Consider the following 12,006-nt stretch of genomic DNA (forward strand, 5'->3'; position numbering starts at 1 on the left):
TCGCTGTGCGGGAATCGCGCATTCTAAGGGGCCAGGGGTCAGAGGCCAGGGGCCAGGGAAAAGCGCTTCCTGCTTTTGCTTTCCCCTGACCCCTGACCCCTGCCCCCTGGCCTCTAGCCCCTTATCATTCCCCCATGACCACGCTCTTCGTCTCCGACCTGCACCTGGATCCCGCGCGGCCGGAGATCACCCGGCTGTTCGGCGCGTTCGTCGACGGCCAGGCGCGCGGTGCCGAGGCGCTGTACATCCTCGGCGACCTGTTCGAGTCCTGGGTCGGCGACGACGATCCCTCCGAGGCCGGCGCCTTCGTCGCCGAGCGGTTGAAGGCGCTGTCGGAGGCCGGCGTCCCGGTCTGGTTCATGCACGGCAACCGCGACTTCCTGCTCGGCCGCGACTACGCCGCGCGCGCCGGGATGCGCCTGCTGCCCGACCCGGCGGTGATCGTGCTCGGCGGCCGCCCGGTGCTGCTGACCCATGGCGACCTGCTGTGCACCGACGACACAGACTACCAGGCGGTGCGCGCGCAGACCCGCGATCCGGCATGGCAGGCGACGATGCTGGCGCAACCGCTGCCGGCGCGGCTCGCCTTCGCCCAGCAGGCGCGCGCGGCCAGCCAGGCGCGGCAGGGCGCGTTGCGCGAGGCCGGCACCATGGAGACGATCACCGACGTCGCGCCGGCGGCGGTCGATGCGATGTTCGCCCGCTACGGCGTGGACACCATGATCCACGGCCACACCCACCGCCCCGCGATCCATCGCCTCGACGGCGGCCGCCGCCGGATCGTGCTGGGCGACTGGTACGCGCAGGGCTCGGTACTGCGCGTCGACGGCGACGACTACCGCCTCGAGGGGCTCTGAGCGGCGCGCATCCTCGCTGCGATGCCGTCGCGCGCGAGCGACGAGCCGCCTACGCCACAGCGAACTCGGCCGCCGCCGGCCAGCCCGCGCGGACGCGGCGCCGGAGCGGCCTCGAGCAGCAACGGCGAGGGCAGCCTGCAATCCGGGTGCAGCCGGTTGAGGAAGTGCACCGATCCCGACACCCCGCTCATCAGCCCGGGCGTGTAGGTGTCGCGCGCCAGCCCGCCGACCGCGCCGTCGTACTCCTCCATCGCCGAGACGATGCGCGCGCCGGCCGGCAGCGCATCGTCGCTGCGCAACCCAGGGGCGAGCGCTTCGGCGCGCGCGAGCAGCTCCCACAGGCTGAGGTCGCCGTGGCACAGGGTGTGGCTGATGCCCCAGCCGCGGCGCTGGGCGGCGCGCACCGCGCGGCGCAGCGTATCGAGGTGGCGCGCGTCGCCGGTGCGCGCGAACAGGTCGCAGGCGGCCAGGCCGATGCCGACGCTGCCGTGGCACCAGGTGTCCGGGAACTCGCCGGTCCCAGGCTTGCGCACGTCGGTCCAGTCCTGCGCGTCCTCGTCGTACAGCGAATCCTCGAACGCGAACGCGCGCGCGGCGAGCGCAGCCCAGCGTTCGCGATCAGCCGCGCTGCCGGCATCGCTCAGCGCCAGCCGCGCCAGCGCCCAGCCGCTGCCGGTGGCGCCGTGGGCGAAGCCGCCCAGCGGCCGGTGGAAGATCGCGCTGGGCCAGCGCGCGCCGTCGTCGTCGACGATCGCGGTGGCCTCCAGGCAGCGGCCGGCCTGCGCGGCAAGGTCCAGCCAGCGCGCGTCGCCGTCGGCCGCGGCCAGTTGCAGCAGCGGCACGATGGCGCCGCTGACGCCCTCCAGCAGGTCGAGGTTGCCGCCCGCCGGGAAACCGCGGCGGGCGATCGCCGCGGCGCTGCGGCGCGCGCGCTGCAACATCTCCGGCTCGCCGTCGAGCCCATGCAGGGTCAACCAGGTCAGCACCTGCGAGCCCAGGCCGATGAAGCCGCCGACCGCGTCGATCGGTTCATGCGCCTCCAGCGCGTCGGCGACCCGGATCGCGCCGGCGATGGCGGCATCGAGCCCCTCGACCGGATCGGCGCGCCCCAGCCGCAGTTCGTGGCGGTAGCCCGCCAGCGCCACCGCGATGCCGCCCAGGCCGATGTAGAGGTCGGCCTGCAGCGTGCGCATGGTCCAGCCCTCCGGCCCCAGCACCGGACTGATCCAGGTACAGGTGCCGTCGCCGCCGCGCACCGACAGCCGCAGCAGCTTCTCCACCGTCGCCGCGGCGAGCCGGCGGCGGCGGCCGTCGAGGTCGCGCGCATGCGGACGGCGGGCGACGACGTCGCGCGGCGCGCCCTGGCGATCGGCCAGCCGGCCGTTGAGGTAGGCGGTCACCAGCGCGCCGCGGATGGTCAGCTCCTCCATCTCCAGGCGCATCGCGCGCCAGCCGTCCAGCACGCCATCGACGTCGGCGGGCGCGAGCCGCTCGGCGAACACCGGGATGTCGCCGTGGCGCATGTCCTCGACCTCGGCGGCGATGGCCTGCGGATCGCCCGGCGCGACCGGCAGCACCTCGGCGTTGCGGCGCAGGATGTCGCGCGCGCGCGCCAGCGCCGGCGGCTCGTCGTGGAGGGACGCGGGATGCCACAGCATGCGCATCACCTCCGAGTACGCCTGCGTGGGCCGCCGGATCCGGCGCACGACGCAGCCGGCGAACGGCTCGAGCAGCGGCCGCAGCGCACCGTCGCGGTCCAGCGCCTGCAGGCGCCGGGTGAGATCGGCGAAGCCTTCGACGACGTGGTTCCAGTGCTGCGAGATGTCCGGGCGCGGACAGGGATGGTTGCGCGCCGCCGGCAGCTCGACGTCGGCCACCTGCATCCGCGCCGAGGCGGTGCCGGCGCCGGCGATCAGCGGCACCCGGATCTTCGGCTGCTCGCCGGGCAGGGCGCCGGCGGCGGAGATGTCCACGCCGTGCAGGCCGAGCATCGGCGCGCGGAACGGCACCAGGCCGGTACGCAGCACCGAACTGGTGATGAGCCGGGTGGCCTCGTCCATCGCCCCGCCCAGGCCGCCGGGCGCGAACGCGATCTCGGGCGAGAACAGGCTTTCGACGTCCACCGCCACCGGCACCGGCCCCGCGGCGACGATGTTCTCGTGGTGGAGGTCGGTGCCGCCGAGCAGGCGCATTGCCGCCAGCCAGTGGCCGATGTTGCGGTAGAACGCCGCCAGTTCCGCCTCGCCCTCGCAGTAGCGGTGGGCGACGTATTCGGTCCAGCCGTAGCCGTCGCGCGCGAGCGCGGCCGGCACCCGGATGCGATCGGGCGCGTCGCCCAGGACCCGCGCCAGGAAACCGTCCAGGGCGAGATCGATCTCCAGCGGGCGCGGCTTGTACATCGCGCTGCCGCCCTCGAAGACCGCCTGCGCCACCGCCTGCCCGCGGTTGTGCACGTCGCCCTCGCCCAGCCGCAGCGCGCGCAACGCGCCTTCCGGCCCGCCGATCAGCGCGCGCAGGTGCGGCCGGTCGGCGACAAGCCGCCGCACCAGCAGCGCCAGCGCCTCGGCGTGCTGGTCGAGCGTGCGCTGCAGGCGCGGCCGCAGTGCCGGATAGCGCGCGTCCAGGTGCGCCTGGAACGCCGGCCGGCAGGCGAGCGCCATGAATTCCTCGAAGCGCTCGCGCTCGCCGGTCGACTGCAACCGGCCTTCCAGCTGCGCCGCGTGCAGTTCCAGCAGCAGCACCCGGTTGAGCTTGCGCCGCGCATTGGCGGCCAGGGCGCGATGCGCCGCTTCGGCCGCGATCGCGCGCTCGGCGTCGGCCAGCCCGCGTGCCGCCTCGGCCAGGCGCGCGTCCAGCCCCCGGCGCGCCTCGGCCGCGATGATCTCGATCGCGCGGTCGAACGCCGCGCCCCCCGCCTGCTGCTCGTCCATGTCCTGCCTCGGTCGTGGATGTCCATGCGCCGTGCGCGCATCGGCGGCGCCTGGCGCAATCGCCGGGCGCGCGGGACGACGGCCCGGCCGGGGGCCGGGCGCCGTACGGGAACGGGCCCGCGAGGGGCCCGTTCGGTTCGGACTAGCAACAGTGGCTGGGCGGCGACGCCGTGCAGGAGCTGCACTGGGTCAGGAGGAAGAAGTCGCGGTGGGTCATCGCCGCCTCGGTCGCCGCGATGCCCTCCACGTACAGCGAACCCGCGGGGTTCTCGTAGCCGTCCACGCTGTCGGCGCCGCTCAGCCAGCCGCGGACGATGTCTTCGTGCTGCATGTCGTATCTCCTTGTCGATCGGATCAACTTACGAAGGGCCGCCTGCACGCCCACGGGAAAACGCGATCCGACCTTCCCCGTCGAACGCACCCACGGCATCTGGACGGGGCGATGAGCCGGCGCTCCGGCCCGGCGCGTCGCTCCGCCCCGCCCCGATACTGGGCCCGGCGCAGCCCGGCGTCCACGATGGTCGTCACACTGTCCCGGCATCCGAGCTCCCCGGGCCGGCCGGCGCCCGCATCAGGGTCCGAGCGCCGCCGCCCGCAGCGCGTCCAGTTCCTCGGCGCTGAAGCCGGCCGCGGCGCGCGCGTCGAGATTGAACGGCCCGTGCAGCACCGTGCGGGCGTACTCGGCCAGCAGTTCGCGGAAGCGCGGCTCCGGCGCGATCCCGCGCTGCGCGCAGTACCAGCGGAACCAGCGGCTGCCGGCGGCGACGTGCGCGACTTCCTCGGCCAGGATCACTTCGAGGATGTCGGCGGTCTCGTCGTCGCCCTGCGCGCGCAGCTTCACGATCATGCCGGGCGTCACGTCGAGCCCGCGCGCCTCCAGCACGCGCGGCACCAGCGCCATCCGCGCCAGGCCGTCGTGGGCGGTCTTCTCGCACATCTCCCACAGGCCGTTGTGGGCGTCGAAGTCGCCGTAGTCGCGGCCCAGCGCGCGCAGGCGGTCGCGCAGCAGCACGAAGTGCCGGGCCTCGTCGTCGGCGATCGCGGCCCAGTCGGCGTAGAACGCGTCCGGCAGGCCGCGGAAGCGGTAGACCGCGTCCCAGGCGAGGTCGATCGCGTTGAGCTCGATGTGGGCGATGGCGTGGACGAAGGCCGCGCGCCCCTCGGGCGTGCCGAGGCCGCGCCTGGGCAGTTCGCGCGGGTGCACCAGCCGCGGGCGCGGCGGCCGCCCGGGCATGCGGATCGGCTCGGGGGGCGGGTCGCCGGCGGCGATGGGCAGTTCCCCGCGCGCGAACGCGGCCGCCGCGGCGCGGGTCAGCGCGACCTTGTCGTCGGGATCGCACGCGTCCAGGCAGGCGCGCGCGGCGCGCAGCAGGCTCGCGCTCATCGCGCCGCGCACCGCCCGGCCGATGCCCGCGCCCGCCTCACGAGGCGACGCGGCGCTTCTTCTTCGCCTCGTCCGAGCGCAGCTGCTGCAGGCGCTCGAAGTAGCCCGGCTCGATGCCGGTGACGTACTCGCCGCTGAAGCAGGAGCTGTCGAAGCGCATGCCCTCGAACTTGTGCCCGGCCACCGCCTTCTCCAGGTCGGCGAGGTCCTGGTAGATCAGCCAGTCGCAGCCCAGCAGCTGCTCGATCTCGCGCTCGCTGCGGCCGTTGGCGACCAGTTCGTCGGCCGAGGGCATGTCGATGCCGTAGATGTTCGGATAGCGCACCGGCGGCGCCGCCGAGGCCAGGTAGACCTTGCGCGCGCCGGCGTCGCGGGCCATCTGCACGATCTGCCGCGAGGTGGTGCCGCGCACGATGGAATCGTCCACCAGCAGCACCACCCGGTTGCGGAACTCCAGCGGGATCGGGTTGAGCTTGCGCTTGACCGACTTCGCGCGCTCGCCCTGCCCCGGCATGATGAAGGTGCGGCCGACGTAGCGGTTCTTGATGAAGCCCTCGCGGTACTTCACGTCGAGCACGTTGGCGATCTCCAGCGCGGAATCGCGCGAGGTGTCCGGGATCGGGATCACCACGTCGATGTCGTGGTCCGGGCGCTCGCGCAGGATCTTCTCGCCCAGGGTCACGCCCATGCGCATGCGCGCCTTGTGCACCGAGATGTTCTCGATCATCGAGTCCGGCCGCGCGAAGTACACGTACTCGAAGATGCACGGCGCATGCGGGGCCGGCTCGGCGCAGGGGCGATGGTGCAGTTCGCCGCGCGCGGTGATCACGATGCCCTCGCCCGGCGCCACGTCGCGCAGGCGCTCGAAGCCGAGGATGTCCAGCGCCACCGACTCCGAGGCCACCGCGTACTCGCTGCCGGCGGCGGTCTCGCGGCGGCCCAGCACCAGCGGGCGGATGCCGTGCGGATCGCGGAAGGCGACCAGCCCCAGGCCGAGCACGGTCGCGACCACCGCGTAGCCGCCCTTGGCGCGGCGGTTCACGCCCTCGATGGCGCGGAACGCCGCGTCCGGCGTCAGCGCCTTCTGCCGGTCCAGCTCGTGCGCGAACACGTTGAGCAGGACCTCGGAATCCGAATCGGTATTGATGTTGCGGCGGTCCTGCTCGAACACCTCGCGGCGCAGCGCGTCGGTGTTGATCAGGTTGCCGTTGTGGGCGAGCGCGATGCCGTAGGGCGAGTTGACGTAGAACGGCTGCGCCTCGTCGCTGCCTTCGGAGCCCGCGGTCGGGTAGCGGCAGTGGGCGATGCCGACCCGGCCCTCGAGCAGGGCCATCGCGCGGGCGTCGAAGACGTCGCGCACCAGGCCGTTGCCCTTGTGCACGCGCAACTGGGTGCCGACCGCGGTGGCGATGCCCGCGGCGTCCTGGCCGCGGTGCTGGAGGACGGTCAGGCCGTCGTAGAGGGCTGGGGCGACCTCGGAAGTTCCGACGATGCCGACGATGCCGCACATGGGGATTCACCTGTCTGGAAAGCGGGCGCCCGGTCCGCGCGGTCCGGGCGCGGGCGGGCGGAACGGGCCGGCGCGGACGCCGGGCCCTCAGGGATGGCTGCGTACCAGTCCGTCGACGCCGGTCTTGCCCCGGATCTGCGCGCGCAGCCGCTCGGCCTCGGCGCGGTCGAGCACCGGACCGGCCTTGACCCGGGTCAGCCGGCCGCGCTCGGTCTGCACGGTATCGGTGAACGCGCCGATGCCGGCCGCGCGCACGCGCTCGCGCAGCGCCTCGGCGTCGGCGGCGTTGCTGAAGGCGCCGAGCTGGACCACGAAGCCGGCGCCGGCCGCCGCGGCGGGCACGGGCGCGGGTGCGGGCTTCGCGGGCGGCGGGGCGGGCGACGCCGGTGCCGGCGCCTGCTGCCGCGGCGGACGCGACGCGGCCGGCGCGGTGGCGGCGGCCGGCGCTGCATCGAGCGCGATCACCCGGGCGTCGTTGGTGCCTATGCGGGAGGCGGCCACCCGCACGGCTTCGGCATCGGCGCGGCTGGCATAGGGACCGATGCGCACGCGCCACACGGTCTTGCCGGACACCGTGGCCCGCGCGCTCTCGGCGGGCAGATCCTCGGCGCGCAGGCGATTGACCACGGTCTCGGCATCGACGCTGTTGCCGTAGCTGCCGAAGTGCACCGCGTAGGCGCCGCCGGCGGCGGTGGCCGGCAGCGCGGGGGCGGTGCCGGCGGTCTGCGCGCGCGCGGCGGCGGTGTCGACGGTGGGCAGCCCGCCGTCCGCGGCGGGGGCCGCTGCCGGGGCGGGCGCGGCGCCGGCGCGGCGCCGGGCCTCCAGCACGCCGCCGTCGGCGGGCGCCGGCGGCGGCGCGATCAGCGGCAGGTCGCGGGTCACCATCTCGCCGCGGGGGGCCTCCGGCAGATCCAGCGGCAGATCGGACACGCCGCTGTCGGGCGCCGGCCCCTTGACCAGCATCGGCAGGAAGATCACCGCCAGCGCGATCAGCACGGCCGCGCCGATCAGGCGCTGTTTCAGTCCGGGATCCATCGACGTCTCGCGAAACGAGGGCGGCGGAAATTATACGCGCCCGCCGCGGCCGGCTCCTGAGGACGCGCTGACGGACGCTGCGTCCCGCGCGCCGGCGCCGAGCGCCGCCAGCGCCGCCGCGGCGGTGTGGAAGGACCCGAACGCCAGCACCCGGTCGCCCGGGCGGGCCGTGCGCAGCGCCGCGGCCAGGGCCCCGGCCACGCTGGCGTGGCGCGGGGCGCCGGCGGCGGCGGTGCCGGCCAGCGCCGCGGCCAGGGCGTCGGCGTCGCGCCCGCGCGGGCCCGCGTCCTCCAGGCCGGCCAGCCGCCAGTCGTCCACCGCGCCCGCCAGCGCGGCGACCACGCCGGCGGCGTCCTTGTCGGCCAGCGCCGCGTAGAGCGCGATCGTGCGTCCGGCCGCGGGCCGCTCGGCCAGCGCGGCGGCCAGCGCGCGCGCGGCCTGCGGGTTGTGGCCCACGTCCACCAGCACCTCCACCCCGTCCGCGTCGAAACGCTGCAGCCGCCCCGGCAGGCGCGCGGCGGCGACGCCGGCGGCGATGGCCTCCGGCGCGGGATCCTCGGGCAGCGCGCGCAGCGCGGCGATCGCGACGGCCGCGTTGCGCAACTGCACCGACCCGGCCAGATGCGGGCGCGGCAGGTCCAGCTCGAAGGCCAGTTCGCGCCAGCGCCACCGGCCCTCGTCGACCGGCTCGGCGAAGAAATCGCTGCCGTAGCGGATCGCCGAGGCGCCGATCCGATAGGCGTGGCCGAGCACGCTGGAGGGCGGGTCCTCGTCGCCGATCACCAGCGGTCGCCAGGCCCGCGCGATGCCGGCCTTCTCGCGCCCGATCGCCTCGCGATCGGCGCCCAGCCAGTCCTGGTGGTCGAGATCCACGGTGGTGATCGCCGCCACGTCGGCATCGACCAGGTTCACCGCGTCCAGGCGCCCCCCCAGGCCGACCTCCAGCACCGCGAGGTCGAGCCCGGCGCGCGCGAACAGCCACAGTGCGGCCAGGGTGCCGGTCTCGAAGTAGGTCAGCGCGACGTCGCCACGCGCGGCCTCGACCGCCTCGAAGGCTTCGACCAGGGCGTCGTCGCCGGCCTCGACGCCGTCCAGGCGCACGCGCTCGTTGTAGCGCAGCAGGTGCGGCGAGGTGTAGGCGCCGACCCGCCAGCCCTGCGCGCGTCCGATCGCCTCCAGGAACGCCACCGTCGAGCCCTTGCCGTTGGTGCCGCCGACCACCACCGTGCGCCGGGCCGGCGCGCCGATGCCCAGCCGCGCGCGCACCGCGCCGACCCGGTCCAGGCCGAGCGCGATCCCGGCCGGATGGCGCCGCTCCAGCTCGGCCAGCCATTCCGGCAGCGTGCGGCGTGCGCTCACAGCGCGCGGTGCACGGCCTCGCCGAACAGCGGGGTGTGGTGCGCGCAGTCGTTGAGGCGCACCACTTCCAGCGTTCCGGGGCTGCCGCCCTCCAGCAGGTTGAGCGTGGTCGGCGCCTGGCGGAAGGTCCACAGCCGCGACAGCGGGATGCCCAGCACGCGGCACAGGATCACCCGGTTGACCGCGTCGTGGGCCACCACCAGCAGGGTGTCGTCGTCGCCGAGCCCGTCCATCGCGCGCTCCAGCGCCGGCCAGGCGCGATCGGCCACGTGCTGCAGCGATTCGCCGCCGTCGGGCATCAGCACCGTGTCCGGCGCCTCGCGCCAGGCCTGCAGCAGTTCCGGATGCCGCTGGCGGATCTCGCTGGCCAGCAGGCCTTCCCAGCTGCCGTGGCCGATCTCGCGCAGGCCCTCGTCCAAGGTCAGCAGCGCCGCCCGCCCGGGGCCCAGCGCCAGCTCGGCGGTACGGCGGGCGCGCTGCAGCGGCGAGGCCACGGCGCGGTCGATGCGCGTGTCGCGCAGGCGCTCGCCCAGCGCCTCGGCCTGGGCGATGCCGACCGGCGACAGCGCGATGTCTTCCTGCCCCTGGTAGCGGCCTTCCGCGTTCCACGGGGTTTCGCCGTGCCGGGCCAGCAGGATTCTCATGCGCGTCGCGTCTCGTCGGGGGCGCAGCAGGTTAGCAGAGCCGGGCGCGCACCGCGGCGCCTACGGCAGGTCCAGTTCCTGCAACAGGTCGGGCGCGGGATACACCTCCTGCATGATCCAGCGCAGGTAGCGCTGATCGACCGAGATGGTCCGCGTCATCGCCGGGTCGAACACCCAGTTGGAACTGACCGACTCCCAGTTCATGTCGAACAGCAGCCCGGTCAGGCGGCCGTGGGCATCGAGCACCGGCGAGCCGGAATTGCCGCCGGTGACGTCCAGGTCGGACAGGAAGTTCACCGGCACCGTACGCAGCCGGCGATCGGCCAGCCCGCCGTAGCGCTTGGCCGCGACCGCGTCGAGCAGCGCCTGCGGCGCGTCGAAGGGCTCCTGCCCGGTGGCCTTGGCGGCCACCTCCTCCAGCCGGGTGAAGGGCGCCTGCTCGCTGCCGTCGAGCTTGGTGTAGCCGGTCACCCGGCCGAAGGTGATGCGCAGCGACGCGTTTGCGTCCGGGTACACCGCCTGGCCCAGGCTGTGCCGGTAGCCCGCGACCGCGCCCAGGTACAGCGGCCGCGCGCGCAGCAGGTCGCCGCCGCGCGCCTTGCGCTCGATGTCCTGCCGCAGCATCGACGGCGTCACCGCCACCGCGTACCGGATCGCGGGATCGTCGCTGCGCTCGAAGGCGTCGCGGTCGGCGGTCAGCCAGCGCATGCGCTCCTCCAGCTGGCCCAGCCGGGTGCCGGCCAGGCGGTCCAGCGCGCGTTCCACCGCCGCCGCGTCGTCGCCACCCAGCCACTGGTCGATGGCCGGGTCGCGCTGGTCGGGCGGCAGCTTGGCGTACTCGGCGAACCAGTAGCGCTGCAGGATGCGGTCCATGTCCGGGTGGTAGCGGCGCTCCATCTGCTGCAGCGCGCCTTCGATGGTGGCCTGGTCGCGCTCCTGGTAGCCCGGCTCGCGATCGGCGTCCGGATTGCTGCGCTCGATCGCGTTGCGGTAGAGCGTCATCGCCACGCCGATCGTGCCCAGGCGGTGCAGCTGGCCGGTGACCAGGTCGCGGTCGCGGGTGGCGTCGGCGGCCGCGGCGCTGCGCACCAGCTCGGCGTGGGCCTCGAGCGCCGGCGCGCCGGCCTCGCCCTGCTCGCGCAGCCAGGCCAGCACGGCCGCCTCTTCCTCGCGCTTGCGCGCGGCGGCGCCGATGCGGGCGAAACCCTCCAGCTGGCCGTCGTAGTTCTTGGAGGCGTTCTTCCAGCCGCCGACCGTGCTGGCGTAGCGCACCGCGATCTCGGGATTCTCGCGCCCCGCCTCCTCCACCAGCGCCAGCAGCCGCTTGTAGTGCGCCGACAGCGTCGGGTACATCCAGCCCGCGGTCTGCTCGAACTCCGCGGCGATCGCGTAGCGGTTCGTGCTGCCGGGGTAGCCGGCCGCCATCACGAAGTCGCCCTCGCGCAGCGGCTCGCTGGCGAAGCGCAGCCAGTGCCGCGGCCGGTAGGGCACGTTCTCGTCGGCGCGGTCGGCCGGGCGGCCGTCCGGGCCGACGTAGGCGCGATAGAAGGCGAAGTCGCCGGTGTGCCGCGGCCACATCCAGTTGTCCACTTCGCCGCCGAAGTTGCCGACCCCGCCCGGCGGCGCGTAGACCAGGCGCACGTCGCGGATCTCGAGGTTGCGGAACAGGCGGTAGGCGCCGCCGCCCTCGAAGGCGTACAGGCGGCAGCGGTAGCCGGGCTGGAACTCGCAACTGGCCACCAGCCGCTTCTCGATCGCCTCGAAGGCGCGCGCGCGCCCGATCGCGTCCGGCGCGGCGGCGATGGCGCGCTGCACCTCGGCGGTGACGTCGCGGATGGAATCGAGCACGTAGATGCGCGCGTTGGGGCCGGCGGCGAGCTCGCCGGCGCGCCCGCCGGCGTTGAAGCCGTCGCGCATCAGGTTGTTCTCGGGCGTCGAATTGAGCTGGATGGCGCCGTAGGCGCAATGATGGTTGGTGACCACCAGGCCCTGCGGGGAGACGAAGCTCGCGGTGCAGCCGCCGAGCGAGACCACCGCGCCCATCGGATCGCCGGTCAGATCGGCCAGCCGCTCCGGCGGCAGGCGCAGCCCCGCGTCCCGCAACGGCTGCGCGATCTCCGCCAGTTGCTGCGGGACCCACATGCCCTCCGCGGCCTGGGCCAGGGCCGGGGCGGCGGCGGCGAGCGCGAGCAGCGCGGCGATCGGGCGGCGGGTCATCCGGGGCGGTCTCCTGTCGGCGGGGGACCGCAAGTCTACCCAGCCCGCGCCGGCGGGCGACCGCAGCGCA

9 protein-coding genes are annotated in these 12,006 nt (G+C 74.7%); 1 reads left to right on the plus strand and 8 read right to left on the minus strand.

Annotated elements, in window-relative coordinates; genetic code table 11:
• Nucleotides 1-134: 134 nt before the first annotated feature.
• The gene (locus Z164_RS0113265; protein ID WP_024891172.1) at nucleotides 135-857 is read left to right on the plus strand and encodes a UDP-2,3-diacylglucosamine diphosphatase; all 723 of its coding nucleotides are present in this window, start codon (nucleotides 135-137) and stop codon (nucleotides 855-857) included.
• Here Z164_RS0113265 and Z164_RS0113270 read toward each other — a convergent pair.
• The 8 genes from Z164_RS0113270 to Z164_RS0113305 all read right to left on the minus strand — a co-directional run bounded on the left by Z164_RS0113270 (nucleotide 836) and on the right by Z164_RS0113305 (nucleotide 11,861).
• Nucleotides 836-3,787: a type 2 lanthipeptide synthetase LanM family protein gene (locus tag Z164_RS0113270; RefSeq protein WP_024891173.1), complete on the minus strand. Its 2,952-nt coding sequence runs from the start codon at nucleotides 3,785-3,787 to the stop codon at nucleotides 836-838. The two genes, Z164_RS0113265 and Z164_RS0113270, sit on opposite strands and share 22 nt — an antisense overlap.
• A gap of 142 nt (nucleotides 3,788-3,929) precedes the next feature.
• Complete coding sequence (locus Z164_RS0113275; RefSeq protein ID WP_024891174.1) at nucleotides 3,930-4,118, minus strand: DUF6229 family protein; 189 nt, start codon at nucleotides 4,116-4,118, stop codon at nucleotides 3,930-3,932.
• Nucleotides 4,119-4,358: 240 nt separating this feature from the next.
• The gene (locus Z164_RS0113280; RefSeq protein WP_052338444.1) at nucleotides 4,359-5,171 is read right to left on the minus strand and encodes a ferritin-like domain-containing protein; all 813 of its coding nucleotides are present in this window, start codon (nucleotides 5,169-5,171) and stop codon (nucleotides 4,359-4,361) included.
• 37 nt (nucleotides 5,172-5,208) lie between these two features.
• Nucleotides 5,209-6,681 (minus strand): amidophosphoribosyltransferase, encoded by a 1,473-nt coding sequence (gene purF / locus Z164_RS0113285; protein WP_024891176.1) that lies wholly within the window; start codon nucleotides 6,679-6,681, stop codon nucleotides 5,209-5,211.
• Between the two features lie 87 nt (nucleotides 6,682-6,768).
• Nucleotides 6,769-7,716, minus strand: a complete 948-nt coding sequence (locus Z164_RS0113290) for an SPOR domain-containing protein (RefSeq protein ID WP_024891177.1) — start codon at nucleotides 7,714-7,716, stop codon at nucleotides 6,769-6,771.
• Nucleotides 7,717-7,746: 30 nt separating this feature from the next.
• A complete protein-coding gene (gene folC, locus Z164_RS0113295; RefSeq protein ID WP_024891178.1) occupies nucleotides 7,747-9,075 on the minus strand; it encodes a bifunctional tetrahydrofolate synthase/dihydrofolate synthase in 1,329 nt (442 codons plus the stop codon).
• Complete coding sequence (locus Z164_RS0113300; RefSeq protein ID WP_024891179.1) at nucleotides 9,072-9,719, minus strand: histidine phosphatase family protein; 648 nt, start codon at nucleotides 9,717-9,719, stop codon at nucleotides 9,072-9,074. Before Z164_RS0113300 ends, folC begins: the two co-directional genes overlap by 4 nt.
• A gap of 60 nt (nucleotides 9,720-9,779) precedes the next feature.
• A complete protein-coding gene (locus Z164_RS0113305) occupies nucleotides 9,780-11,861 on the minus strand; it encodes a S46 family peptidase (RefSeq protein WP_024891180.1) in 2,082 nt (693 codons plus the stop codon).
• Nucleotides 11,862-12,006: the final 145 nt, after the last annotated feature.

The sequence above is a fragment of the Luteimonas huabeiensis HB2 genome (assembly GCF_000559025.1).
Taxonomy (GTDB): domain Bacteria; phylum Pseudomonadota; class Gammaproteobacteria; order Xanthomonadales; family Xanthomonadaceae; genus Luteimonas; species Luteimonas huabeiensis.

What these genes read in the sequence shown, in the direction of transcription:
- Z164_RS0113300 (WP_024891179.1), bottom strand. Translation starts at nt 9,719, where the DNA reads ATGAGAATCCTGCTGGCCCGGCACGGCGAAACCCCGTGGAACGCGGAA.
- Z164_RS0113290 (WP_024891177.1), bottom strand. Translation starts at nt 7,716, where the DNA reads ATGGATCCCGGACTGAAACAGCGCCTGATCGGCGCGGCCGTGCTGATC.
- Z164_RS0113275 (WP_024891174.1), bottom strand. Translation starts at nt 4,118, where the DNA reads ATGCAGCACGAAGACATCGTCCGCGGCTGGCTGAGCGGCGCCGACAGC.
- Z164_RS0113265 (WP_024891172.1), top strand. Translation starts at nt 135, where the DNA reads ATGACCACGCTCTTCGTCTCCGACCTGCACCTGGATCCCGCGCGGCCG.
- Z164_RS0113280 (WP_052338444.1), bottom strand. Translation starts at nt 5,171, where the DNA reads ATGAGCGCGAGCCTGCTGCGCGCCGCGCGCGCCTGCCTGGACGCGTGC.
- Z164_RS0113270 (WP_024891173.1), bottom strand. Translation starts at nt 3,787, where the DNA reads ATGGACGAGCAGCAGGCGGGGGGCGCGGCGTTCGACCGCGCGATCGAG.
- purF (WP_024891176.1), bottom strand. Translation starts at nt 6,681, where the DNA reads ATGTGCGGCATCGTCGGCATCGTCGGAACTTCCGAGGTCGCCCCAGCC.
- Z164_RS0113305 (WP_024891180.1), bottom strand. Translation starts at nt 11,861, where the DNA reads ATGTGGGTCCCGCAGCAACTGGCGGAGATCGCGCAGCCGTTGCGGGAC.